The sequence below is a fragment of the Amycolatopsis rhabdoformis genome (assembly GCF_035918295.1).
GTDB lineage: Bacteria > Actinomycetota > Actinomycetes > Mycobacteriales > Pseudonocardiaceae > Amycolatopsis > Amycolatopsis rhabdoformis.
On sequence record NZ_CP142149.1, the window covers coordinates 7,695,007 to 7,719,120 of the forward strand.

General features: G+C 70.1%; 23 protein-coding genes. 9 read left to right on the forward strand and 14 right to left on the reverse strand.

The window, feature by feature from the left end:
• Window positions 1-136: 136 nt before the first annotated feature.
• From VSH64_RS35425 to purD, 7 genes are all read right to left on the reverse strand, one after another.
• A complete protein-coding gene (locus VSH64_RS35425) occupies window positions 137-1,267 on the reverse strand; it encodes a transglycosylase SLT domain-containing protein (protein WP_326567102.1) in 1,131 nt (376 codons plus the stop codon).
• Between the two features lie 42 nt (window positions 1,268-1,309).
• Window positions 1,310-1,621 (reverse strand): hypothetical protein, encoded by a 312-nt coding sequence (locus VSH64_RS35430; RefSeq protein ID WP_326567103.1) that lies wholly within the window; start codon window positions 1,619-1,621, stop codon window positions 1,310-1,312.
• 143 nt (window positions 1,622-1,764) lie between these two features.
• On the reverse strand, window positions 1,765-2,523 hold the full coding sequence (locus VSH64_RS35435; RefSeq protein ID WP_326567104.1) for an ESX secretion-associated protein EspG: 759 nt from the start codon (window positions 2,521-2,523) through the stop codon (window positions 1,765-1,767).
• Complete coding sequence (locus VSH64_RS35440) at window positions 2,520-4,139, reverse strand: hypothetical protein (RefSeq protein WP_326567105.1); 1,620 nt, start codon at window positions 4,137-4,139, stop codon at window positions 2,520-2,522. Before VSH64_RS35440 ends, VSH64_RS35435 begins: the two co-directional genes overlap by 4 nt.
• A gap of 9 nt (window positions 4,140-4,148) precedes the next feature.
• Entirely contained in the window at window positions 4,149-4,760 is a 612-nt protein-coding gene (locus VSH64_RS35445; protein ID WP_326567106.1) for a DUF3558 domain-containing protein, read from the reverse strand.
• Entirely contained in the window at window positions 4,741-5,130 is a 390-nt protein-coding gene (locus tag VSH64_RS35450; protein ID WP_326567107.1) for a PE domain-containing protein, read from the reverse strand. Before VSH64_RS35450 ends, VSH64_RS35445 begins: the two co-directional genes overlap by 20 nt.
• Before the next feature lie 88 nt (window positions 5,131-5,218).
• On the reverse strand, window positions 5,219-6,484 hold the full coding sequence (gene purD / locus VSH64_RS35455; RefSeq protein WP_326567108.1) for a phosphoribosylamine--glycine ligase: 1,266 nt from the start codon (window positions 6,482-6,484) through the stop codon (window positions 5,219-5,221).
• A 319-nt stretch (window positions 6,485-6,803) separates the two neighbouring features.
• Here purD and VSH64_RS35460 point away from each other — a divergent pair, with 319 nt between their 5' ends.
• The 5 genes from VSH64_RS35460 to VSH64_RS35480 all read left to right on the forward strand — a co-directional run bounded on the left by VSH64_RS35460 (window position 6,804) and on the right by VSH64_RS35480 (window position 12,926).
• Complete coding sequence (locus tag VSH64_RS35460; RefSeq protein ID WP_326567109.1) at window positions 6,804-7,934, forward strand: glycerophosphodiester phosphodiesterase; 1,131 nt, start codon at window positions 6,804-6,806, stop codon at window positions 7,932-7,934.
• A gap of 96 nt (window positions 7,935-8,030) precedes the next feature.
• Window positions 8,031-9,020 (forward strand): serine hydrolase domain-containing protein, encoded by a 990-nt coding sequence (locus VSH64_RS35465; RefSeq protein ID WP_326567110.1) that lies wholly within the window; start codon window positions 8,031-8,033, stop codon window positions 9,018-9,020.
• A gap of 136 nt (window positions 9,021-9,156) precedes the next feature.
• A complete protein-coding gene (locus VSH64_RS35470) occupies window positions 9,157-10,749 on the forward strand; it encodes an amino acid permease (RefSeq protein WP_326567111.1) in 1,593 nt (530 codons plus the stop codon).
• On the forward strand, window positions 10,746-10,985 hold the full coding sequence (locus VSH64_RS35475) for a hypothetical protein (protein WP_326567112.1): 240 nt from the start codon (window positions 10,746-10,748) through the stop codon (window positions 10,983-10,985). The genes VSH64_RS35470 and VSH64_RS35475 overlap by 4 nt, the downstream gene beginning before the upstream one ends.
• A 300-nt stretch (window positions 10,986-11,285) precedes the next feature.
• The gene (locus VSH64_RS35480) at window positions 11,286-12,926 is read left to right on the forward strand and encodes a Na+/H+ antiporter (protein WP_326567113.1); all 1,641 of its coding nucleotides are present in this window, start codon (window positions 11,286-11,288) and stop codon (window positions 12,924-12,926) included.
• Window positions 12,927-13,022: 96 nt separating this feature from the next.
• Here the strand turns inward: VSH64_RS35480 and VSH64_RS35485 are convergent, their stop codons facing one another.
• On the reverse strand, window positions 13,023-14,309 hold the full coding sequence (locus VSH64_RS35485; protein ID WP_326567114.1) for an adenylosuccinate synthase: 1,287 nt from the start codon (window positions 14,307-14,309) through the stop codon (window positions 13,023-13,025).
• Between the two features lie 74 nt (window positions 14,310-14,383).
• On the opposite strand from VSH64_RS35485, the gene VSH64_RS35490 reads away from it, so the two are divergent.
• The 4 genes from VSH64_RS35490 to VSH64_RS35505 all read left to right on the forward strand — a co-directional run bounded on the left by VSH64_RS35490 (window position 14,384) and on the right by VSH64_RS35505 (window position 17,653).
• Window positions 14,384-15,055 carry a hypothetical protein gene (locus VSH64_RS35490; RefSeq protein ID WP_407655584.1) on the forward strand — a complete coding sequence of 224 codons (672 nt, stop codon included), beginning with the start codon at window positions 14,384-14,386 and terminating at the stop codon, window positions 15,053-15,055.
• A 147-nt stretch (window positions 15,056-15,202) separates the two neighbouring features.
• Window positions 15,203-15,841, forward strand: a complete 639-nt coding sequence (locus tag VSH64_RS35495) for an HNH endonuclease family protein (protein WP_326567115.1) — start codon at window positions 15,203-15,205, stop codon at window positions 15,839-15,841.
• A gap of 137 nt (window positions 15,842-15,978) precedes the next feature.
• Entirely contained in the window at window positions 15,979-16,878 is a 900-nt protein-coding gene (locus VSH64_RS35500; RefSeq protein WP_326567116.1) for a glycosyl hydrolase family 18 protein, read from the forward strand.
• Window positions 16,879-17,218: 340 nt separating this feature from the next.
• A complete protein-coding gene (locus VSH64_RS35505; protein WP_326567117.1) occupies window positions 17,219-17,653 on the forward strand; it encodes an SRPBCC family protein in 435 nt (144 codons plus the stop codon).
• Between the two features lie 3 nt (window positions 17,654-17,656).
• Here VSH64_RS35505 and VSH64_RS35510 read toward each other — a convergent pair whose 3' ends face one another.
• From VSH64_RS35510 to VSH64_RS35535, 6 genes are all read right to left on the reverse strand, one after another.
• Window positions 17,657-19,507, reverse strand: coding sequence for a GAF domain-containing protein (locus tag VSH64_RS35510; RefSeq protein ID WP_326567118.1), 1,851 nt, complete (start codon window positions 19,505-19,507; stop codon window positions 17,657-17,659).
• A 51-nt stretch (window positions 19,508-19,558) separates the two neighbouring features.
• Window positions 19,559-20,803 (reverse strand): bifunctional 3,4-dihydroxy-2-butanone-4-phosphate synthase/GTP cyclohydrolase II, encoded by a 1,245-nt coding sequence (locus VSH64_RS35515; RefSeq protein WP_326567119.1) that lies wholly within the window; start codon window positions 20,801-20,803, stop codon window positions 19,559-19,561.
• Window positions 20,800-21,282 (reverse strand): flavin reductase family protein, encoded by a 483-nt coding sequence (locus tag VSH64_RS35520; protein ID WP_326567120.1) that lies wholly within the window; start codon window positions 21,280-21,282, stop codon window positions 20,800-20,802. Before VSH64_RS35520 ends, VSH64_RS35515 begins: the two co-directional genes overlap by 4 nt.
• Window positions 21,283-21,349: 67 nt before the next feature.
• Window positions 21,350-22,438 carry an LLM class flavin-dependent oxidoreductase gene (locus tag VSH64_RS35525; RefSeq protein ID WP_326567121.1) on the reverse strand — a complete coding sequence of 363 codons (1,089 nt, stop codon included), beginning with the start codon at window positions 22,436-22,438 and terminating at the stop codon, window positions 21,350-21,352.
• Window positions 22,439-22,581: 143 nt separating this feature from the next.
• Entirely contained in the window at window positions 22,582-23,295 is a 714-nt protein-coding gene (locus tag VSH64_RS35530) for an SDR family NAD(P)-dependent oxidoreductase (RefSeq protein ID WP_326567122.1), read from the reverse strand.
• A complete protein-coding gene (locus VSH64_RS35535) occupies window positions 23,292-24,092 on the reverse strand; it encodes an alpha/beta fold hydrolase (protein WP_326567123.1) in 801 nt (266 codons plus the stop codon). Before VSH64_RS35535 ends, VSH64_RS35530 begins: the two co-directional genes overlap by 4 nt.
• Window positions 24,093-24,114 lie beyond the last annotated feature (22 nt).

The window sequence follows — 24,114 nt, forward strand, 5'->3', positions numbered from 1 at the left end:
GCCTGCCGATGAGCCGGCCACCCGGCTCGTTACTCGTCGAGGACTCGGCGCCGCATTGACTGATCCAGTCAAAACTTTCGACAAACGAAGAGTGCCCTGCTCCGCCGAAAACGGAACAGGGCACTCCATTGCGAAATCAGTACCCGCGGTACGCACCGCCGTGCGCCATCGCCGCGATACCAGGCACGCTGCTCATCGACCCGTATCGGTCGAGTGAATACCGCACACCGGCGATGATGTTGTCCACCGGGTTGTAGATGTTGTCGTGCCCCGGGAGCTTGTGCGCCTGGAACGTCGAGTCGATACACTGCATCAAACCCTTGGACGGGTGCCCGGCCGCAGCATTGCTGTCCCAGTTATTAATTGCGTTGGGATTTCCACCCGATTCGTGCTGGATGATCGCCCAAATGTTCTTTACGTCGGCCTCAGTCACATTAACACCATTGGCCTGCAGGATCTTGATCGCCTCGTCGATCCACTCCTGCACATTCCCCGGCGGCGGCGAACCGGGAGGGCCACCGCTGGGCCCGAGACCGCCACCACCGCCCCCGCCACCACCGCCGCCTCCCCCGCCACCGTGGTGGGACGAGGTGTGGAGACCACCGGTGCTCTGGGGGACGGTGCCGTCCTTGCCGGGGAGGGGGACCTTGTCGTAGCCGCCCTCGATCTGGGTCTTCATGAGGGTCTGCGACTGGCCGATCATGGTGTTGGCCTGTGTAAGCAGGCCCTGCACATCGCCGTCGTACTGCGTCGTGAGGTTGTTGATGTCAGTTTTCGCCGTGGCTTTGATCTGCTCGACGGTCGGGCTCGGCGCGGGCTTCTTCTCGTCGGCGGCGGTTTTGGCCGCGGCGGCCGCGGCGTTCATGTCGTTCTGCGCCGTGTGGTTGCGGGCGTTCACCGCTTTTTCCGCGTCACCGAGTTTGCCGTTGGTGACCTTGGACTTGATGTCGGCGAGGTTCTTCGCCAGCGTCGTCAGGTCGTTCGCCACGTCTCCGAGGTGCGCCTCGACCTTGGCTCCCGCCGCGCGCACCGTGCGGACGTAGTCGAAGAACTTGTCGGCCGCGTCGCCGGACCAGACGCTGCCGTCGAGGGCCTTCGTGGTGTTGTCGAGCGCCGTCGAGTGGTCGGCCGCGTCGGTGGCGGCTCCGCGGAACTGGTAGGCCGCCTTGTTGATCGCGTCCACGTTGAGCTTGGCGACCTGGTCGACCTTGTCCGTGAACGCCTTCCAGTTGTCGGGAGTCCCGGCGCCGACCCCATCCAAAGCCACTTGTCGTTCCCCCTGCTTTCAGTTCCCGCGAGCCGAATTGTCCTATTTGTCGAGGTGGACGGTCAGATCGCTCTTGCCGACCTCGTCCATTTCGGTCATCAGACCGGCGGCCTTGCGCATGGCGAACGCGAGAGCGTCCATGTGCTGGCCCGCGGCGTCGAACTGGCTGTGCACACCGTTTTTGAACTCGCCGACGGCGCTGTGCGCGTCCTGCGAGCCGGGCATCCCGCCGAACGGGCTTTCCTTTTCGTGGTCCATGCCGGTGAGCTTGTCCTTGGACTTCTGGTATTCGTCCTTCAGCTTCTCGACCTGACGCGCCGCGATAGCCATCGAATCGACGTCGTAGACAGCCACGGTCCGCTCTCCCCTTCACGAAAACCAACACCCGACTGATCAGACGCAACCATGACCAAGACGGTTCCAGGGCCACTGTAAGACCTCGGCCACGCTCCGCGTGCGGATCTTCGGGGAATCCACCCCGGCGTGCGTGCCCGGCGTCATAACGACGCTTGCAACTCCCGCACCCTCTCCACCAACACCGCGTTGTCCGCCGGCGTGATCGTGGCCCACGGGTGGCCGTCCGGGTCGTCGGTGAGGTGGAAGAGGTAGCGGCCCGCGTCGGTGTCGAAGAAGGCTGTGGGGTGGGGCGCGCGGCGGATCGTGCCGTCGCGGAGGGTGCGTTCGGCGGTGAACTGGCCGCGGGCTTCCTGGCCGAGGAGCATGCCGGCGAGTTCCTGGGCTTCCCAGAGGGCGAGGCCGTGGTCTTCGAGGACCGTGACCAGGGCTTTCGGGTCGCCGCCGGCTTTGGCGTCGGCGGCGACGAGGGTGGCGTGGGGCACGGAGACGCTTTGGCCGACGCCCGCGGGGAGGTCGCCGGCCACGGGCACGGCGGCTTCGGCCAGCGAGCCCTCGTCGGCGGGGATGAGCCAGACCTCGTCGCGGTCGACGACGGCGAGCACGGCCTGGCTGCCGCGGCTCACGGCGCGGCCGTGGATCTCGCGGTCGGCCCACACCCACACGTCGAGCGCGTACTGCGGGCGCGCCAGCAGGTGCAGCTGGTCGAACAGCTCACCCGACGCGCGGCGCCCGCGGGCGAGGCGACGGCGGCCGAGGCCGGCCCACGCCTCCTCGACCAGCGCGGCGCGTTCGGAGTGCGTCCGGCCCGGCGAAGGCACGCCCAACGCGGCCGGCCGGCGGCCCAGCTCGAGCGACTCCCACAGCACGTCGAACTCGAGCGTCGACAGCACGAGGTTCACGCTTCGTCGCCGATCACGTCGTCGGAGACCAGGCGCGGATCGGTGAAGAGGTCCTTGTCGTCGACACCGAAGCGCCGCACGTGCTCTTCGTCCTGCGTGGCCGCGGGCGCGAGGAACTTCGCGTCACCAGCCGGCGTCTCGGGCGCGATCTGCTCCGTCTTCCGCAGCGCGATCGCCTCTTCCTCCGGCAGCTCGCCCACGGGCAGCGGACGCACCGGCCCCCTCGACGGCGGCCCACCGAACCCCCGGGGCCGCTCGCGGTCGCCGGCCAGCGCACTGCCCGCCGCACCCGCACCGAGCGCCGCGACGCCCGCGCCGATCTCCCCGGGCGACGCCCCCGACCGGGCCACCGGACCCGGCCCGCCGACGCTCTCCTCCGGCACCACCGGCTGCTGCGGACCGCTGCCGACCAGCCGGCCACGGCTCAACGCCGGGTCACCACCGCCCGTCCCCCCGGCCGGACCACGACCGAGCGCCGCGTCGGCGCCCGTCGACGCGCCACCGGAAGCCGCGCCCCCAGGACCAGCAGAGCCACCAGGGCCACCCGGACCCCCGAAGCCACCAGAACCGCGCGAGACCCCCGAACCGGGACCACCGACGAACCCACCACGAGGCTGACCACCGAACCCGGCACCCTCGAACCCCGGGCCACCACCAGCGCCACCCCGAACCGGCCCACCAGGGCGTCCACCCGGCGGCACCTCCCAGCCCGGCGGAGGCGGAACCGGCCCGGATCCCCGCGGCGGCACCGGGCCACCGGACCCGCCGACCCCACCAGGACCGGCCGGCGGCCGCCCCGGCGTCGAAGCCGGCGCCGTGTACCCCCCGCCCGAAGCCCCAGAAGCCCCACCAGCCGGCGGCACCGCGATCCCGTACGCCGGCGTCGGCGGATCCACCGCCACCCGGTTCGCCACCGACTGCACCACCGGCGGCTCCACGTGCCGCGACTGCACCGACGCCGAAGCCGGCCGCACACCACCGTCCGGCGTCACGTCGACCGCCGACCCCGCCAGGTCGAGCACGCTCTTTCGCCCGTCCGGCTGCGTCATCGACAGCGACTGCGGCGGGTTCAGCGGCTCCGACGACAGCAGGTTCTCACCGCTCTGCTGCGCGTACGCGTTCAACGCCTCGAGCGCCTGGCTGCGCGCGTTCTGCGCGGCGTCGACCGCCGTCGCGTGGTCGGTCTCGAAGCCGATCAGGCTGAGCACGGAATCGCTGAGCGTGTAGCCGCCCGCGCCCTTCCGCAGCACGGCCGGGTCCGGCAGCTTGAACTTGGTGCGGTTGAAGGCCTCGCCCTGGGTGAAGAGCAGCTCGGCGGTACTCGACACCTTGCGCATCGCGTCCTGCGAGAACCCGGCCTGATCGGTGAACACCTGCCCCGCCGCGCCGCCCGCCAGACTCTGCCACTCCACGCCGAGCTGGGTCAGCTGGGTGCGCAGCGTCTGGTCCGTCTCGGCGAGCGCGGTCGCCACGGCCTTCAGCGCTTCCACGGCCGTGCCGATGCTGCCGATGCCGTCGCCGTCGGAGAACTTCTGGATCTCGTCGGCCAGCGACGAGTCGGGCCAGCCGTCGAACCGCTGGTCGCGGATCTTGCCCGCGAGGTCGGAGATCTCCACGCGCCCTCCCTAGGTCCGGGTCTTGAGGTACTGCACAGCCAGGTCGGCCGCCTGCGTCGCCTGATCGCACAACTGCTGCTGGGTGAACGCGCCGGCCGTGACCGCAAACGCTTGCGCCGCCAGCGTCTGGCCCTTCGCGACGCCGACGAGCACTTCGCAGTCCGACGGCGTGCCGGCCGCGCGGTAGTTCGTGAGCGCCGGATAACCCTCGACCGCGAACGGCGCCGTGGTCATGCTGTTCTTCCGCCGCGCGCCGGTGAGCCACTCCTGCAGGTCGGCCGAGACGGTGCGCAGGTGGTAGGCGTGAAACGGCTCGGTCTTGTCGGCGTCGAACACGCACGTGGGCCCGTCCTGCGCGTCGGCGGCCTTGCGCGGCACGGCGTTCACCTGCAGTTCGTCGAGCTGCGCCTGACCCAGCAGCTCACACGGGTCGACGCCGGTCAGCGGCAGGTCGGCCGGGCGCGGCGGCAGCTGCGAAGCCTTCGCGGCCTGCGAAGCCGAGCTCGCCGCGGGCGCCACCGGCAACGCGGTGCCGGGGTCGCCGGACGAGCACGCAGCGACGCCGAGTGCCAGCACCGCGACCGCGCCGAACGACAGGGCGCTAGTGGATGCCGTGCGCACCACGGTCCCCGAACGCCGCGGCCTTGTCGTCTTCGCTCACCTGGTACGTCTGCGCCGCGCCGCGCAGCTGCTCGCCGAGGCGGCGCAGGTTGGCGACGTATTCGCGCGCTTCGGCCGCGTAGGAACGATCACCTTCGGCCACGATCATGTTCCACGCCGCCACGGAGTTCTGGCTCACCGTGTCGGCCGAAGGCGTGTCGATGCGCAGCTCGCCGAGGCGGGTGAGCAGCTTGTCCTCGAGCGCGTTGGCCTGCTCGTCCACGGCCTTCGCCACGTCGAGCAGCTTCTCCGGCGCCACGATGAGGTCCGCGACGCCGGGCGCGGCCGGCACGGACGACGCCAAGTCGGACAGCGGACTGCTTCCCGCCATAACGCTCCCCCTCGGTGAGGTCTACGGACAGTGACCGTTCGGCCCCGCTACGAGGCTACCAACCGCGAGGTGATCAGGAGGTGGGAACTCAGGCGTTCACCGGCGTGGTGATGTCGCCGTTGGCCGCCTTGAGCGCGATGTCGGTGCGGTGGTGCGAGCCCGCGAGGTGCACGCGCTCCACCGTCTCGTACGCGTGCTTGCGCGCCGACTTGAGCGACTTGCCCGTGCCGACCACGGACAGCACGCGCCCGCCGGCCGACACCACGGCGCCGTCTTCGCGCCGCCGCGTGCCCGCGTGGAGCACGCCTTCGATCTCGCCGCCGGTGATCACGTCGCCGGTGCGCGGCTTGCCGGGGTAGCCGTCGGCCGCGATCACGACCGTCACGGCCGCACCGCCCGACCACTCGAGCGGCGGGTGCTCCGCGAGCTTGCCGGTGGCCGTGGCGAGCATCAGGCCGGCCAGCGGCGTGCGCAGCAGGGCCAGCACGACCTGGGTCTCCGGGTCGCCGAAGCGGCAGTTGAACTCGATGACCTGCACACCTTCGGAGGTGAGCGCGAGGCCGGCGTAGAGCAGGCCGGAGAAGGTGGCGCCGCGCGCGTCGAGCTCGTCGACCACGGGCTGCACCACGCGGGCGACCACGTCGTCGACCAGGTTTTCCGGCGCCCACGGCAGCGGGGCGTACGCACCCATGCCGCCGGTGTTGGGGCCCGCGTCGTCGTCGCCGACGCGCTTGAAGTCCTGCGCGGGCAGCAGCGGCACCACGGTGCGGCCGTCGACGAAGCAGAACAGCGAGGCTTCCGGACCGTCCAAAAAGGACTCCAGGAGCACCGGGTGACCGCCGTCGAGCAGCATCAGGGCGTGTTTGCGCGCGACCTCGACGTCCTCGGTCACGACCACGCCCTTGCCGGCGGCCAGGCCGTCGTCCTTCACGACCCAGGTAGGGCCGAAGCGCTGCAGCGCCGCGTCGAGCCGCGCCGGCGTGTCCACGACCTCGCTGCGGGCGGTGGGCACGTTCGCGGCCGCCATCACGTCCTTGGCGAACGCCTTCGAGCCCTCGATCCGCGCGGCGGAGGCCGACGGCCCGAAGCAGGCGATGCCGAGCTTGCGCACGGCGTCGGCGACCCCCGCGACCAGCGGCACCTCGGGGCCGACCACCACGAGGTCGGCCTTCCACTCGCTCGCCAGCGCGGCGACCGCGTCGGGATCAGCCGGTTCGACACCCATCTGCTCGGCGACCGCGGCGGTCCCGGCATTGCCGGGCGCGCAGGCGAGCGCGGTGACGGCGGGATCGCCGGACACCGCGAGGACGAGTGCATGCTCCCGGGCGCCGGACCCGATTACCAGTACGCGCACGCCGAACAGCGTAACGGGCCGAGGTACGCGGGGGCATTTCGCCGTCCGCGAGGCACCTGTCCGGTCGTGTCCGGAAGCGGATTCCATGCACCGTTTACCGGGTTGTCAGCCTCTTGTCCGGCGTGTGCCGCCCGTCCGACGCTTGCGGCCGTGAGGGTGGCGGCGGACTGCCAATCCGACCAAAAGCAGGCGGACACAACCGGAGGCTCTCTGCTTGCCGACGGCTCCCGCCGTGGCTGTGGTCGGATTGGCACCAAACGGCACAGCGTGGCAAATCCGTCTTACCGGACGGAGTGCCCGTAGAGAGAGGTCACTTCACATGAAGCGCAAACGCGTGGGTGTGCTCGCCTTGTCCGGTCTCGCCCTGCTCGGGGTCGCGAGCCTGGCCATCGGTCCCGCCACGGCCGCCCCGCAGCAGGTGGCGGGCGCGGCGGCGCACCGGCACGATGACCCCGTGATCGTCGGACACCGGGGCGCGCCCGGCTACCGCCCGGAGCACACGCTCGCCTCCTACGAGCTCGCCTTCCGCATGGGGGTGGACTTCGTCGACGTCGACCTCGTGCCGACCAAGGACGGCCAGCTCGTCGCCCGGCACGAGCCCGAGATCGGCGGCACCACCGACGTGGCCGACCACAAAGAGTTCGCCGGCCGCAAGACCACCAAGGTCATCGACGGCGTGTCGATGACCGGCTGGTTCACCGAGGACTTCACGCTCGCGGAGCTCAAGACGCTGCGCGCGAAGGAGCGGATCCCGGAGAACCGCCCCAACAACCAGCTCTACAACGGGCGCTTCCCGATCGCCACGTACCAGGAGGTCATCGACCTCACGCGCAAGCTGGGCAAGGAACTGCACCGCACGCTGGGCACCTACCCCGAGGTCAAGCACTCCACGTACTTCAAGTCCATCGGGAACCCGACCGAGCCGAAGCTGGTCGCGTTCCTCAACCGCAACGGCCTCAACCGCGCCGACGCGCCGGTGATCATCCAGTCGTTCGAGGTGGCGAACCTCAAGGAGCTGCACAAGCAGGTGCGGGTGCCGCTGCTGCAGCTGACCGAGGCCTCCGGCGCGCCGGCCGACTTCGTGGCCGCCGGTGACAAGCGCACCTACGCCGACCTCGTCACGCCGGCCGGCCTGCGTGAGGTCGCGAAGTACGCGAAGTACCTCGGCCCGGACAAGGCGCAGGTCATCCCGCGCGACTCGGCCGACAACCTGGGCAAGCCGACCTCGCTGGTCCCCGACGCGCACCGCGTGGGCCTGAAGGTGCAGCCCTACACCTTCCGCAACGAGAACCCGTTCCTGCCGGCCAACCTGCGCTCCTCGGCCAGCCCGACGGCGTTCGGCAACGTGTTCGCGGAAGAGGCGGCGTTCTTCAAGGCCGGCGTCGACGGCTTCTTCGCCGACCAGGCGGACACGGCCCTTGAATCTCTGCACGATTTCCTCGGTCGCTGATTTTTCGTTTGCTCATAACGGTTTTCGCGGGCCCGTTCACCCGATGGTGAGCGGGCCCGCTGTTTTTTGTCGGTGCGCGTTCCTATCGTTGTCGCCATGGTTCTTGGGGAGGAGATCGACCGGCTGGCGCACGACACCGGGTTTTCCGGGGTCGTGTCGGTCAGCCGAGGAAGCGAATCGGTGCTCGCGCGTGCGTACGGTCTGGCGCACCGCGGGTACGGCGTACCGAACACAGTGGACACCCGGTTCGGAATCGCCAGTGCCACCAAGGGGTTCACCGCTCTGGTGGTGGTGAGCCTGATCGTCGAGGGCCTGTTGTCGTTGGGCACGCGGGTCCGGTCCTTGCTGGGCTCGGATCTGCCGCTGATCGACGATGCGGTCACGGTGGAGCACCTGCTGGCCCACCGGTCGGGCATCGGCGACTACTTCTCCGACGACGAGGGGGAGCCACCGCCGCAGCCGCAGGTCTTGACGTCGGCGGAGGCGTACTTTCCTTTACTGGACGGGTTTCCCCAGCAGTTCGCGCCGGGATCGCGGTTCTCCTACAACAACGGCGGGTACGCGCTGTTGGCGATCTTGGCGTCGCGGGTCGCGGGGGTGCCGTTCGCTTCGCTGGTGCGCGCCCGGGTCACCGAACCGGCGGGAATGATCCGCACGGGGTTCCCGCGTTCGGACGCGTTGCCCGGCGACGCGGCCACGGGATACCTGGAAGACGGGCGCACCAACGTGTTCAGCCTGCCCGTGGTGGGCGGTGGCGACGGCGGGATTTACTCGTCCGCCGGCGATTTCACGGCGTTCTGGGCCGCGCTGCACTCCGGCGCGCTCGTGCCGCGCGAGTGGGTGGCCCGGATGACGTCGGTCCACAGCCCGGAAACCGGCACCCGCGAAGCCCACCGCTACGGCCTCGGGTTCTGGCTCCCCGCCGACGGCGCCACGGTGATGCTGGAGGGCTACGACTACGGCGTCTCGTTCCGGAGCGTGTCGCGTCCCTCCGACGGGTTGGTGTTCACGGTGCTGGCCAACACCTCCGAGGGAGCGTGGCCACTGACCCGGTGGCTGGGAGGTGAGTTGCTGCCGAATTCCTGAATCCGTCGGCCGCCGTGTGAACGTGGCTCGCAAGGGGCTGAGGTTGGTTACGGAGCCTTGACACCCCTCGCGGCCCCGGGCTAGCTTCTCCGGAACTTAAAGGTCTGTACACATACCTTTCAGGGTGGGGTGCCCGATGGATGTCTCCGACCAGCAGACCGCCGGACCCGAGCAGCACGACGAGGACAGCGCACGGCTGCACGCGCTGGGGTACGCGCAAGAGCTCAAGCGCACGATGTCGTCGTTCTCGAACTTCGCGGTGTCGTTCACGATCATCTCGATCCTGTCGGGGTGCCTCACGCTCTACGGCTTCGGCATGAAAACCGGTGGTCCCGTGGCGATGATCTGGGGGTGGCCGCTGGTCGGTCTCTTCGTGATCCTCGTGGGGCTCGGCATGGCGGAGGTCTGCTCCAGTTACCCGACGGCGGGCGGCTTGTACTACTGGGCCGCGAAGCTGGCGTCGCGCAACGGGCCGGCGTGGTCGTGGTTCACCGGGTGGTTCAACCTGATCGGGCAGATCGCCGTCACGGCGGGCATCGACTTCGGGGCGGCGTTGTTCCTCAACGCGTTCCTCGACCTGCAGTGGGGTTACTCGGCCACGCCGGGGCACACGATCCTGCTGTTGGCGATCATCCTGGTGGTGCACGGCGCGCTGAACACGTTCGGCGTGCGGGTGGTGGCGATCCTCAACAGCGTGAGCGTGTGGTGGCACCTCATCGGCGTGCTGGTGATCGTGGGCGTGCTCGTGTTCGTGCCGGCGAAGCACCAGGAAGCGTCGTTCGTGTTCGGGCACTTCGCCAACGAGACGGGCTGGAGCTCGTCGGTGTACGTGTTCGCACTGGGGTTGCTGCTGGCGCAGTACACGCTCACCGGCTACGACGCGTCGGCGCACATGACCGAGGAGACGAAGAACGCGGCGAAGGCCGGGCCGCGCGGGATCATCAACTCGATCCTCGTGTCACTGGTGGCGGGGTGGGTGCTGCTGATCGGGCTCACGTTCGCGATCCAGGACTACGACGGCGCGGTCGGCTCGGCCACGGGGGTGCCGCCGGCGCAGATCTTCATCGACGCCACCGGCGCGGTCACCGGCAAGTTCCTGCTGCTGATCTGCATCGGCGCGCAGCTGTTCTGCGGCATGGCCTCGGTCACCGCCAACTCACGCATGATCTACGCCTTCGCCCGCGACGGCGCCATCCCCGGCTCGAAGATCTGGCACCGCATCAACAAGCGCACGCAGACCCCGACCAACGCCGTGTGGCTGGCCGCGGGCGGCGCGATGATCCTGGCGCTGCCGTACCTGTGGAGCGCCACGGCGTACGCGGCGGTCACGTCGATCGCGACCGTCGGGCTGTACGTGGCGTACGTGATCCCCGTGTTCCTTCGCGTGCGGCGCGGCGACAGCTTCGAGAAGGGTCCGTGGAACCTCGGGCGCTGGGGCAAGCCGATCGGCATCGTCGCCACGGCGTGGGTCGTGGTGATCTTCGTGCTCTTCATGCTGCCGCAGGCCTCGCCGATCACCGTCGACTCGTTCAACTACACGCCGATCGCCTTCCTCATCGTCCTCGGCGGCGCCGCGCTCTGGTGGGTGGTGTCGGCGCGCAAGTGGTTCACCGGTCCGAAGGTGCAGGGCTCGGCCGAAGAACTGGCGGCCGTCGAACGCGAACTGCAGGAACCGGGATCGGCCCGGGATCAGTCCGGAGGCGGCGGGGTGACCCAGCGGCGGCCGTGACGGTCGGGGCGGCCAACTCGCCGGCGGCAGCCGTGACGGTCGGGGCGGCCAACTCGCCGGCGGCAGCCGTGACGGTCGGGGCGGCCAACTCGCCGGCGGCAGCCGTGACGGTCGGGGCGGCCAACTCGCCGGCGGCAGCCGTGACGGTCGGGGCGGCCAACTCGCCGGCGGCAGCCGTGACGGTCGGGGCGGCCAACTCGCCGGCGGCAGCCGTGGCCAGCGGGTCGGCTGGTTGATCGAGGCAGCCATGGCGCTCGGGCGGTCGCGGCGGTCGGGCGGTCGCGACGGTCGGGGCGGTCTGGTCGGGCGGGCGGGCGGCCGCGGCGGTCGGGCGACCGCGGCGGTCGGGTCCGGTCGCGGCGGTCGGGTCCGGTCGCGGCGGTCGGGTCCGGTCGCGGTGGTGAATCCGAACCTGACCACCACGCCGTGCGCCGCGGGACGCGACGGCGCGTGCCCACTCGAAGATCACCTGCCCGAGCGCGACACGAGCTGCCGGTGATCCTTCGAAACCGTCCGGCCTGGGTGAAGATGCGGGCATGGAGACCCTCACGCTGGTCGGTGTGCTCGCCGGCTCGCTCGGCCTGACCGCGCTCGCCCGGCGCTACAACCTCTCGGCGCCGCTGCTGATCGTCGTGGTCGCGCTGGGGGTCGCGCTGATCCCCGGCGTGCCGCGCATCGAGCTGGAGCCCGAGCTGATCCTCACGGTGGTGCTGCCGCCGCTGCTGTACTCGACGTCGCTCGACAGCTCGCTCACGAACTTCCGCGCCAACCTGCGGCCGATCATCGGGCTGGGGGTGGTGCTGGTGGTGGTCACGGCCGTGGTGGTCGCCCTCGTGGTGCACCTGCTGCTGCCCGACCTGCCGTGGGCGTCGGCGCTGGTGCTCGGCGCGGTGGTGGCGCCGCCGGATGCCGTGACGGCCGTGGCGATCGGGCGCAAGCTCGGGCTGCCGCGCGGGATCATGACCGTGCTGACCGGCGAGAGCCTGGTCAACGACGCCGCCGCGCTCACGCTGTACAAGGTCGCGCTCGCCGCGGTCGCGGGCACGGCCGGGTCGATCGGCCACGGCCTCGGCGTGTTCGCGGTGGCGACGGTGCTCGGCATCGCCGTCGGGCTCGTCGCCGGGTCCGTGGTGGTGTTCATCCGCTCGCGGCTCGACGATCCGCTGCTGGAATCGGCGTTCGGCATCATCGTGCCGTTCGCGGCCTACGTGACGGCCGAACACCTGCACCCGTTCGGCGCCGAGTTCAGCGGCTCCGGCGTGCTCGCCGTGGTCACGGCCGGGCTCTACCTCGGCCAGCGCTCGCTGCGCGCTTCACCGGCGACGCGGCTGCAGGACCGATCCGTGTGGACGTCGATCGACGTGCTGCTCGAAGCGCTGGTGTTCGCGTTGATGGGCCTGCAGCTGCCGTTCGTGCTCGACGGCGCCGACCGCGCGGCGCGCGACAACGCCACGCTGGCCGTGGTCGCCGTGGTGGTGCTGCTGGTGACGATGGCCGTCCGGATTCCCGCGGTGTTCCTGTCGAGCTACCTGCCGAGAACGCTACGGCTGTTCGGCCGGACGCGCGACGGCGCGTCATGGCAGGCGCTGGCGGTGGTGTCGTGGACGGGCATGCGCGGCGTCGTCACGCTCGCCGCGGCCTCAGCCGTGCCGCTGGGCACGCCGGGACGTCCGGAGATCCAGCTGTTCGCGTTCACGGTCGCCGTCGGCACGGTGCTGATCCAGGGCCTCACGCTGCCGCCGCTGATCCGCCTGCTCAAGGTGCAGAACCCGGCCGAAGCCGCCCGTGACCAGGCCGAGGAGCTGGCCGCCCGGGAGGTGGCCCAGAAGGCGGCCCACGCGCGGCTGCGGGAGATCACGCAGTCCGCGATGTCCACAGTGGACCTGCCACCGGAGCGCCTGGAGCGGCTGCAGGAACGCCTCGAACGCCTCGTCGACACCCGCTACCGCTTCGCCCGCGCCGCGATCACGCTGTCGGGCGAGGAACGCAGCGCCAGCCCGCAGGCGAAGTTCGCCAAGGCCCGGCGCGAGCTGCTGATCACACAACGCGCGGCCATGATCGCCGAGAACCGCGCCGGCCGCCTCGACGACGAGGTGCTGCGCAAGGTCCTGGTGGAGCTGGACCTCGAAGAGCTCTCCGCCACCAGCACCCTCACCGGTCGCCTCGGCGTGGGCTGACGCCCCGACCCGAAACGCCGTGAAGGGCGCCTCGCGGGACTCAGAGTCCCTCAAGGCGCCCTTCACTGCTTCAACGGTGGTTCGGCAGAGCGCGACTCAGACGAACTCGTGCCGCACGATCGTCTGCTCCCGGCCCGGGCCCACGCCGATCGCGGAGACCCGCGCGCCGGAGAGCTCTTCCAGCCGCTCCACATAGGACCGCGCGTTGGCGGGCAGCTCGTCGAACGTGCGGCAGGTCGAGATGTCCTCGAACCAGCCCGGCAGCTCTTCGTACACCGGCACGGCGTGGTGCACGTCGGTCTGCGTCATCGGCATGTCGTGGGTGCGGCGGCCGTCCACGTCGTAGCCGACGCACACCGGCACCTTCTCCAGGCCCGACAGCACGTCGAGCTTGGTGAGGAAGTAGTCGGTGATGCCGTTCACGCGCACGGCGTAGCGGGCGATCACGGCGTCGAACCAGCCGGTGCGCCGCGAGCGGCCGGTGGTCACACCGAACTCGCCGCCCTGCTTGCGCAGGTACTCGCCGGCCTCGTCGTTCAGCTCCGTCGGGAACGGGCCCGAACCGACGCGGGTCGTGTACGCCTTCAGGATGCCCAGCACGGTGGTGATGCGGCCCGGGCCGATGCCCGAACCCGCGCTCGCGCCACCCGAGGTCGGGTTGGACGACGTGACGAACGGGTACGTGCCGTGGTCCACGTCGAGCAGCGTGCCCTGCGAACCCTCCAGCAGCACGTTCTCGCCGCGCTCGAGGGCCTGGTTGAGCTGCAGCCGCGTGTCGGCGATGCGGTGCGCGAACTTCTCGCCCGCGGCCAGCACCTGGTCGGCCACCTGGTTCGCGTCGAGGGCCTTGCGGTTGTAGACCTTCACCAGAACCTGGTTCTTGAACTCCAGCGCGGCTTCCACCTTCTGCCGGAAGATCTTCTCGTCGAGCAGGTCCTGCACGCGGACTCCGACGCGGGCGATCTTGTCCTGGTAGCAAGGCCCGATGCCGCGGCCGGTGGTGCCGATCTTGCGGCTGCCGAGGTATCGCTCGGTGACTTTGTCGATCTCAACGTGGTACGGCATGATCAAGTGCGCGTCGGCCGAGATGCGCAGGCCGCTGGTGTCGACGCCGCGCTCCTCCAGGCCCGCGAGCTCGCTCAGCAGCACGCTCGGGTCGATCACGACACCGTTGCCGATGACGTTGGTCACGCCCGGCGTGAGGATCCCGGACGGGATGAGGTGGAGGGCGAAGTTCTCGCCGTTGGGAAGGACGACGGTGTGGCCGGCGTTGTTGCCGCCCTGGTACCGGACGACCCATTGCACGCGGTCACCGAGCAGGTCGGTCGCCTTGCCCTTGCCTTCGTCCCCCCACTGGGCACCGATCAGCACGATCGCCGGCATGTGACACTCCAGGTGTTCGGCAACAGGGAAAGTGTCCCGAAGGGACACGGGGTGGCGCTGGGAAATGCCGGTGCATGACTGTAACGGAGGACCTCGCGATGCGCGGAATCGTGGTGGCCTGCGGTGAGGATCCGCACTCGTTCGCGGGACTCTCCGACGTGTCCATCGTGCGCGTTCCGGCGCTTCCTGGCAAGGCGGAAATCGACCCCTTGCTGGGGAAACACTCGCGGCTGATCGTCTCGGGAACGGACGCGGACCTCGCGGCCGTGCTGGTGCGGTTGTTGCGAACCGATCGGGTGTCGGGCGTGTCGGTCGGGTTCGTGCCCACCGAGTCCGATTCGGCCGTCGCGGCCCTCTGGGGACTGCCCACGGACCCGGTCAAAGGCCTCGAAATCGCACTGGACGGAACGGCCGCCGAGGTGCCATTGGTGCGGGACGACACCGGTGGCGTACTCGCCGGGCGCGCTACTCTGCGTAACCTTCAGGGTCAGGCGTACGCCGACGAACACCTGGCGTTCGACGGCGCCGCGGCGGCCCTCGAGGTGTCTTCGGACGCCGACGGACTGGTCGCGCGGGTCACCCGCGGGAAGCTCGTGAAGCGCACCACGGTGTTCCACGGCCGTGCGTTCCAGCTCGGCTGCCTGCCGACCACCACGCTCGTGAGCGACGGCGTGGCGCACCCGCGTGAGGTCACGAAGCGGACTTGGTACCGCCACACCGAGAACCTGCGCCTGATCCGGCCATGACCGGTTTCATCCGATAGTTCTGCGCCAGGTGGCCTAGTAGCACCTTCTGTTCACTGAAGGTCTGTTACATGTCACCCGTAAGTGTTGCTTGCGCCACTTCCGTGGTCGATGGTGAATCCGTCCCACACTCGACACGGAGGCAGCAATATGCCCACAGCGCGTGGTGTTCGAAATACCTTGACGGTGCTCGTCGGCGTGACCCTGCTCGGCGGCACGATGGTCGGCATCGCCGACGCGACCCCGCCCGGCATCCCGTCGGCCGCGACCGCCAAGAGCGAGCTCGCCGGCCTCACCGTGAAGGCCGACGGTTCGCTCACCGGCTACAGCCGCGACAAGTTCCCGCACTGGATCCAGCAGGGCGACAACTGCGACACGCGCGAGGTCGTGCTCAAGCGCGACGGCACGAACGTCGTCACCAACTCCAGCTGCACTGCCACCTCCGGCAAGTGGGTCTCGCCGTACGACGGCGCCACCTGGACCGCGGCGTCCGATGTGGACATCGACCACGTCGTGCCGCTCGCCGACGCCTGGCGCACCGGAGCTTCGGCGTGGACCACGGCGCAGCGCCAGGCCTACGCCAACGACCTGTCCGACCCGCAGCTGATCGCCGTCACGGACAACGTGAACCAGTCGAAGGGCGACAAGTCGCCGGACCAGTGGAAGCCGCCGTCCACCGGCTACTGGTGCACCTACGCGCGCATGTGGGTCGCGGTGAAGTCGAAGTTCAAGCTCACGATCAACACCGCCGAGAAGTCCGCGCTCACGGACATGCTGGGCCGCTGCTGAGGTTTGCTGCGGGGTTTCGCGCGGGGCCGCGATCGGTTCTGGGGCCTGGGGTTCGACTGCTCGCCCCGATCCCGCCCCGCGCGTCACCCTACGGACGGTGGTAGTGCGAACACCGTGTGCCACGTAAGGTCTGGACCATGAGGAAGCTCGCGGCGGCCGCGCTGGCCGTGCTCCTGGTGCTCTGCGGTGCCACGGCGGCCTCGGCCGCCACCGGACGGCGCGTGATCGTGTACTACCAGACGATCTACAACGGCAGCACCTACGTCTCGCCGCTCGGCCTCACGCAACACAACGCGGGCGTGACCGACGTCCTCGTCGGCGCGATCCACCTCGACCCCGGCGGCGTGGTCCACGTGAACGACGATCCGCCGTCGGCCGCGAAGTTCACGCCGATGTGGCAGGACCTCGCCACCCTGCGCTCCCAAGGCGTACACACGCTCGCGTTCCTCGGCGGCGCCGCGCAGGGCAGCTTCCAGCGCCTGGCTTCGGACTTCAACACCTACTACCCGCCGCTGCGGGCCCTCCTGCGCGACCACTCGCTGTCCGGCATCGACCTCGACATCGAGGAATCCACGACCAACGCGGCCGTCAACCGCCTCATCGACGCCCTCCGCACCGACTTCGGCGCGTCCTTCTTGATCACGTTCGCGCCCGTCGCCCCCGAACTCACCGGCGGCCGCGGCCTCTCGGGCCTGAACTACGACCAGCTCTACCGCGACCGCGGCCCCCAGATCTCCTGGTTCAACACCCAGTTCTACTGCGGCTGGGGCTCCCTCTCCGACACCGCCGGCTACGACGCCATCATCCGCCACGGCGTGGTGCCGGCCGCGAAGGTCGTCGCCGGGGCGGTGACGAACCCGGCCAACTGCGGCGGGTACGTCGACATGTCGAGGCTGCAGTCGACGGTGCGGTCGCTGGTCGCGAAGTACCCGGACTTCGGTGGCGTCGACGGGTGGGAGTACTTCAACTCCCTACCCGGCGGCACCGGCGCGCCTTGGCAGTGGGCGCAGCAGATCGCGCCGGTCGTGAAGGGCTGAAGCCGCGACACGGTCGCCGCGTGCGGAGACCGCCAAGCGGGCTGATGTTCGCGAAGCGTCTGGCCACCGAGGGACGGCGTCACGAACGACGTCCGAGCAGGGGCTCGATATGGTCGACACGGGCGGTCACCGTGTTCGCCTTCAATTCCGCAGGTTCTGGGTTCGAGCCCCAGGCGGCCCACTCAGTCTCCTTGGCCCGCGGGCTATCGGCCGCCACCGATCAAGCGGCGGCCGGGACGGACGTGGACGCGTTCCTCGAGTTCCTCGCCGCCTTCACGCATGAATCGCCGGCCGGGGTCGCGTTCGCGAATCGGTTGGCCGCCGAGGAAAGGCGTCGGAAATGACGTTCGAGCTGAGCCTGGATGTAGCCGCGCCGCCGGCCGAGGTGTTCGCCTTCGTGGCCGACTTCACGACGACGCCGCAATGGTATTCGGCCGTGCATAAAGTGGAGCGTGTCGAAGGCACCGGCGAAGTCGGGACCCGTTACAAGGTCCACCGGAATCTGCCCGGAGGTCCGGCGCTCAACGAAGTAGCGATCACCTCGTACACGCAAGGTGAAGAAGTCACGTTCACCTCACTGAGCGGGCCGACGCCGTTCGTCTACCGATACCACACACAGTCCACAAAGGACGGCACTCGGCTCACCCTCGAAGGCACGATCAGCGCGGCAGGGCTGAAAGCACCGGCCGGGCTGCTCGGACCGCTGGCCGAGAAGATCTTCAGCCGCGGGATGCGCGACAACCTCGGCACCCTGGCGAAGCTGCTGGAGCGGTAACCCTCACCAACCCGCCAGATCCAGCACCTGAAACGCGATCCGCGACTGCAGCAGGCAATCCAACGCTCCCGGATCCTGGCCGATCAGTTTCCCGATCTTCCCCAGCCGGTAGCGAATGGTGTTCTCGTGCACGCCCAGGGAAGTCGCCGTGGCCTGCACGCGGCCTTCCGCGGCAACAAAAGCGCGCCAGGTTTCCAGCAGCGACGGGTCCGCGTCCCGCAACGGGTGGATCGTCTCGTGCGCGAACTGCACCGCCTCCTTCACGCGGCCGCTCGACGCGACGAGCCGGAACAACCCGAGCTCCGTCACCGTGACCACACCACCGGACCAGCCGAAGGAGGTGGCCAGCTCGTCGATCTCCCGCAGCTCGCGGTGGGCCAGCGGGAAGTCCTCCGGGCTGCGGCACACGCCGGAGATCACGGCGGTGCGCACGCGCAGCCGAGGGCCGACCGCCACGCGCACCTCGTCGACCGCGTCCCGAAGATCCCGCGGCTCCGAGCCGTCCGGCAACGGCAACAGCGCGACCACCGCCCCCGGCAGGCTCACCGCGGCCGGCTCGGACACCGACAACACCGTGGCCAGCGAGCGGATCACGAGCTTGCGCCCCACGGAGACGCTGACGTTCTGGCTCGCGTTGTCGAGCGAGAAGCGCACCAGCACGTGGGGCTGCGCCAGGTTCACGCCGAACTGCGGGCCGCGCCGCGCCAGCTGCTCGGCGTCGCGCGTGCGGTGCAGGAGGTCGGACAGGAAGTCTTCGCGGGCCTGGCCCTCGGCTTCGGCCTGGCGGCGCTCGGAGAGGACCTGCAACGACAGCACCGTCGCGCCGTGCTCCGCCAGCTTCGTGTCCAGCTCCTCCAGCCCGCGGCCGACCTCGACGATGCCGAGGTAGCCGCTCGGCTGGCCCTCGATGATGAGCCGGCACATCAGGTGCCGCCGGCCGACCCAGACGGCGGGAGTGGGCGGCACGATCGTGGACGGGCAGCTCGCGCTCAGCGACGCCAGCGCCTGCTTCACCGACGGCAACGAACGGATCCGGGCCGCCAGCTCCGGCGGCTGCGTCATCTTCAGCCCGGCCGGCGCGGACCACGCGAGCACCTGGAAGTCCTCGTTGTAGAGCACCACCGGTTTGGCCGAAAGCTCACCCAGCAGCGTCACCACGGTCTGGATGCTCGCGCCGTCGAGCACGGCGGTGGTGAGCTTCTGGTGGACGTCGGCCAGGTACGCCAGCGTGTTCTTCTGCCGCACGACCTCGGCGGCCTTGTTCTTCAGGTGCGCGTTGAGCATGGCCTGGCGGAGGAACAACGCGCCCAACCGGGCGAACAGCTCCGCGAGCGCCACGTCTTCCTCGGTGTACACGTGGTCCTGCTGCACGTTGTCGACGAAGATCAGGCCGATCACCTTGCCGTCGAACACCAGCGGCACACCGAGCATCGCGCGCACGTGCCAGTGCTCCATCGTGCGCCGGTGCGGCCGCGGGTCGCGCGGCACATCCGAAATCAGCACGGGTGCGGCGGATTCGATCACCTCGCGGCTGAACCGGTCGCCCTGGATGCCGGCTTCCTGCGCCTGCACGGCGGTCGAGATGTCGCCTTCGCTCTCGCAGTAGCCGGCGGCGCCGCGGAACCGGCCGTCGCCGTCGCGCAGGTACACCGAGCAGCGCGTGACGCCGAGCAGGTGGCACAGCTGCTTGCCGAGCAGGCCCAGCAGGTCCTCGAGCCGGGTGGTGGTGATGGCCTCGGTCGTGATCTCGCTGAACGCGGCGATGACCTCGCGCTCGCGGTGCTCCGGATCCAGCCGGCGTGAAGAATCGAGCCGGCGCGTCAGAGGACGCACCGACGCCATCGCATCGCGCATGGGATCCGCCTTCACCCTTGAAACCCGGACTCCGTCTGAGGGTGCCTTACCTCACCCGCTCCCGTCCATGCCCGAAGCGAGTACGCCCAGGTCATGGCCCATGCGCTCCTGCTTGGTCCGCAGGTAACGCACGTTGTGCGGGGTTTGCGCGACCGGCAACCGCACGCGCCCGACGATGTCGAGCGCGTAGCCCTCGAGGCCGCCGTACTTGGCCGGGTTGTTCGTGATGAGCCGCAGCCGGCGCACGCCGAGGTCGGCCAGGATCTGGGCGCCGATGCCGTAGCTGCGGGAATCGACCGGCAGGCCCTGCGCCAGGTTCGCCTCCACGGTGTCCAGGCCCTGCTCCTGCAGCGCGTACGCGTGGATCTTGTGCGCCAGCCCGATGCCGCGGCCCTCGTGGCCCCGCAGGTAGACGACGGCCCCGGCGCCCTCGGCCGCGATCTCGCGCAGCGCGTACTCCAGCTGCGCGCCGCAGTCGCAGCGCAGCGAGCCCAGGATGTCGCCGGTGAGGCATTCGCTGTGCACCCGCACCAGCGCACCCGCCTCCGTCTGCCCGGCCGCGGCGACGTCGCCGCGCACCAGCGCGAGGTGCTCGGTGCCGTCGAGCACCGACCGGTAGGCCACGGCGCGGAAGTCGCCGAACGCCGTGGGCATGGCCGCGCTCGCCACGGGCTCCACCAGCCGTTCCGTGGCGCCGCGGTAGCGCACGAGGTCGGCGATCCGCAGCAACGGCAGGTCGTACCGCGCGGCGAACTCCGCCACCGCCGCACCGCGCAGCATCGAGCCGTCCTCGGCCACCAGCTCGCTGATCACACCGACGTCCCCGGCGCCGGCCATCGCCAGCAGGTCGACCGCCGCCTCCGTGTGCCCGGCCCGCACCAGCACACCACCTTCACGTGCCCGCAGCGGGAACACGTGCCCGGGCCGGCGCAGCTCGGCCGGTTTCGTGGCCGGATCGGCCAGCGCGCGCACGGTCGTGGTCCGGTCCGCCGCCGACACACCGGTGCCGCTGGACAGGTGGTCCACGCTCACCGTGAACGCCGTGCCGTGCGCGTCGGTGTTGTCCGCGACCATCTGCCGCAGCTGCAGCGCGTCGGCGCGTTCGCCGGTCATCGGCGCGCACACGATCCCGGTGGTGTGCCGCACGAGGAACGCCATCTGCTCGGCGGTCATCGCCTCCGCGGCACCCACGAGGTCACCCTCGTTCTCGCGGTCGGCGTCGTCGACGACCACCACGAGCCGGCCCTGCGCCAGCGCGGCGACCGCGTGCTGCACCTGCTCCCCGGAAAACGTCACGAGGCACCGTCCGTCCGCGCGTGCGTGCCGAACGTCCGCGCGTGATACGTCAACGGCGCGAGCGGCACCGAGTCCGCCGCCAGCACCAGGCCGAGTGCGACCACGTGGTCACCACCTTCGATGAACTGCTCGACGCGGCACGCCACCCAGCCGGACGCGCCCGCCAGCCGGGGCAGGTCGTCGTCGAGCTGCCAGCTGACGCCGTCGAACTTGGTTTTTCCCTTGCGGGCGAACTGTTTCGCGAGCTCGGCCTGCCCGCTCTCGAGGACGTTGAGCCCGAACCGCCCGCCGCGGCGCACCACGGCCAGCAGGTCCGAGCCGCGGTCGAGCGACACGAGCACCATCGGCGGATCCATCGAGAGCGACGCGAACGCGCTCACCGTGGTGCCGTGGGGCCTCGGCCCATCGAGGGCGGTCACCACCGAAACCGGCGTGCACACGCCCGACATCACGTCGCGGAACTGCTCGGCGAGAACCACGGTTTCCCTCCACGCGAAACCCGGAAGGTGCCGTGGCCCGGGGTGGTTCCCGGGCCACGGCCCGAACTCAGACGCTCGCGGGCGCGCGCGAGGACATCTTGTGCAGCTGCGGCACCACCTTTTCGCCGAACAGCCGCATGCTCGCCTCGGCCTTGTCCAGCGGCAGGCCACCGAAGCAGAACGCGGCGTTGGCCATCAGGTCGCCGCCCTGCTCGCGCCGCGCCGCGTACTTCTCCACGATCTCCTCGGGCGTGCCCCAGATGTTCGCGTCCACGTACGCACCGGCGGCGGCTTCCATGCCCGCCTCGCGGATCATGTCGGCACCGGCCTGGTAGGCCTCGTACCCGCGGGTCTCGCGCCAGTGCGAGCCGGCGAAGTCGTAGTGCTTGATCACCGACAGGAAGTAGCGCGAGATGTGCTCGTGCGCGATGCGCTTGGCCTCTTCGGGGTCTTCGTGGCAGTACACGAAGTCCTGGATCAGCGGCGCGCCCGGCTCGGTGCCGTGCTTCTCGCGGTGCAGCCCGCGCCAGCGGTTGATCGCCTCGAGGTGCTGCGCGAAGTCGAACTGCATGAACGTCATCATCTGCGCGCCGAGGTCGGCGACGGCCGGGATCGAGTCGGGCGACATGGCGACGCCGAAGATCCGGCCCTCCCACGAATGTCCGGCCAGGCCCGGGCGGACGGTCACGCGCGGCTGCTTGTAGTACTTGCCGTCGTTTTCGACGTACCCGTTCTGCAGCCCGCGAATGATCATCGCGGCGGCCTCGTCGAAGCGCTCGCGCGATTCGTTCATGTCCACGCGGAAGCCTTCGTACTCCATCTTCGCCAGCCCGCGGCCCATGCCCAGCAGCAGGCGGCCGTTGGACATGTGGTCGAGCATGATCGCCTTCTCGACCACGCGCAGCGGGTCGTTCCACGGCAGGATCACCGCGCCCGTGCCGAGCTTGATCTTCGACGTGCGCCCGGCGAGGTAGGCCATGATCTGCAGGTTGTCGGGGCACATCGAGTAGTCGTCGAAGTGGTGCTCGGCCGACCACACTGAGTCGAAGCCGTACTGCTCGCCCAGCACGCCCATTTCGAGCTCGCGCGTGAAGACCTCGTGGTCGCTGACGTCCTCGAACCAGTTCTGGAAGACCAGCAGCATTCCGACGTCCATGGGTGGTTCTCCTTCTCGATTGGGTTGATCTCACGTCCAGCGGGTGGTGATGCCCTGGTTCGTTGTCCGACGCTAACCAGCCGAACGCGCAGGCAGAACGGTTGTCGCGCGCGCCCGTTGGAGGTCCGCACAAAGCGCGGTGGTCAGCCGCCGCCGAAGGTGGCGAGCAGACCGCCGTCCACGGGCACGGTCGCGCCCGTCATGTAGGTCGAGCGCGCCACGGCCACGATGACCTCGGCGATCTCGGCCGTCGTACCGATGCGGCCGGCCGGAATCTTGTCGACGATGCTCTGGCGCGCCTTGTCGCTGAGCCCGGCGGTCATGTCGGTGTCCACAAAGCCCGGCACCACGAGGTTCACGCGCACACCGCGCGGCGCGAGCTCCACCGCGAGCACCTGCGTGAGCCCCGACAGGCCGGCCTTCGCCGAGCCGTACGCGACGTCGCCGGGAAAACCGCGCAAGCCCACGACCGCGCCGACGTTCACGATCGCCGAGCCCCGCGGCAGCAGCGGCACCACCGCGCGGCACACCTCGAACGCACCGGTGAGGTTCGTGGCGAGCACCTCGTCCCACGCCGATCTCGCCAGTGCCTCGATGCGGCGGCCGCGGTGCACGCCGGCGCTGTTCACCACCACGTCGATGGAGCCGAAGCGTTCGGTCACGGCCTCGACGCAGCGGCGGATCGAGTCCTCGTCGGTCACGTCGCCCTTGACCTCGAGCACCCGGCTGGGCACCGCCGGCGGCTCGCTGCCGGCCGAGCGCGCCAGCGACGCCACGTTGTCACCGGCGGCGGCGACGTGGTCGACCACGGCCCGGCCGATCCCCCGCGAACCGCCGGTGACGAGCCAGGTGGTCATCGGTTCAGGAAGCCGGTGACCTCGGCGAGGTAGGTGTCACGGTCTTCGAGGAACGTCGCGTGGCCCGCACCCGGGAACTCGACGAGCCGCGCGTCGGCGCACAGGTCACGGGCGGCTTCGGCGCCGGAGAACGGCACGAAGCCGTCCTTGCGCCCGTGCAGGAACAGCACGGGAACGCTCAGCGCGCCGAGGATCTTGCGCTGGTCGAGCTCGGCCAGGTCCAGCAGCGACTCGTCGCCGATCGGGCCCATCTCCATGAACATCCCCCACAGCCAGGCGAGCGTGTCGGGCGTCTGCGGCTCGGCGCACACGGCTTCGGCCACGCTCTTGAACGTGTTGGCCCGGTCGGCGGCGGCCGCGCCGAGCACACCCTTCACGTCGTCGACCCCACCGCCGTGCGGCCAGTCCGAAGTGGACGTGTAGCGCGGAGTGGCGCCACCGGTCAGGATCAGGCCGGAGCAGTTCGCGCCCAGCTTCGCCACCGCGTCCACGGCGACCGCGCCGCCGAGCGACCAGCCGTTGACCACGGGCGCGCTCAGGCCGAGGTGCTCCACGAGCCGCACCACGTCGGAGCCGAGCGCGGAGATCGTGACGTCGGCGAAGTCGTTGTCCGACCGGCCGCACGCGCGCTGGTCGAGGAGCACGACCTCGTTCCCGTTGGCGCGCAAGGCAGGCGCGATCGTGTCCCAGCACCGGCCGGTGGCACCCCAGCCGTGGATCAGCACGATCGCGCGGCCCGAGCCGCGGTGGTGTTCGAAGTACACGCGCCGGCCGTCTTCGACCTCTAGGTAGCCCATGGCGTCTCGCCTCTCTCTCGAC

Coding starts and splice junctions, on each gene's coding strand:
- VSH64_RS35490 (WP_407655584.1), top strand. CDS start 14,384: ATGACTGTAACGGAGGACCTCGCGATGCGCGGAATCGTGGTGGCCTGC.
- VSH64_RS35480 (WP_326567113.1), top strand. CDS start 11,286: ATGGAGACCCTCACGCTGGTCGGTGTGCTCGCCGGCTCGCTCGGCCTG.
- VSH64_RS35470 (WP_326567111.1), top strand. CDS start 9,157: ATGGATGTCTCCGACCAGCAGACCGCCGGACCCGAGCAGCACGACGAG.
- VSH64_RS35495 (WP_326567115.1), top strand. CDS start 15,203: ATGCCCACAGCGCGTGGTGTTCGAAATACCTTGACGGTGCTCGTCGGC.
- VSH64_RS35505 (WP_326567117.1), top strand. CDS start 17,219: ATGACGTTCGAGCTGAGCCTGGATGTAGCCGCGCCGCCGGCCGAGGTG.
- VSH64_RS35510 (WP_326567118.1), bottom strand. CDS start 19,507: ATGCGCGATGCGATGGCGTCGGTGCGTCCTCTGACGCGCCGGCTCGAT.
- VSH64_RS35500 (WP_326567116.1), top strand. CDS start 15,979: ATGAGGAAGCTCGCGGCGGCCGCGCTGGCCGTGCTCCTGGTGCTCTGC.
- VSH64_RS35460 (WP_326567109.1), top strand. CDS start 6,804: ATGAAGCGCAAACGCGTGGGTGTGCTCGCCTTGTCCGGTCTCGCCCTG.
- VSH64_RS35525 (WP_326567121.1), bottom strand. CDS start 22,438: ATGGACGTCGGAATGCTGCTGGTCTTCCAGAACTGGTTCGAGGACGTC.
- VSH64_RS35485 (WP_326567114.1), bottom strand. CDS start 14,309: ATGCCGGCGATCGTGCTGATCGGTGCCCAGTGGGGGGACGAAGGCAAG.
- VSH64_RS35530 (WP_326567122.1), bottom strand. CDS start 23,295: ATGACCACCTGGCTCGTCACCGGCGGTTCGCGGGGGATCGGCCGGGCC.
- VSH64_RS35535 (WP_326567123.1), bottom strand. CDS start 24,092: ATGGGCTACCTAGAGGTCGAAGACGGCCGGCGCGTGTACTTCGAACAC.
- VSH64_RS35465 (WP_326567110.1), top strand. CDS start 8,031: ATGGTTCTTGGGGAGGAGATCGACCGGCTGGCGCACGACACCGGGTTT.
- VSH64_RS35450 (WP_326567107.1), bottom strand. CDS start 5,130: ATGGCGGGAAGCAGTCCGCTGTCCGACTTGGCGTCGTCCGTGCCGGCC.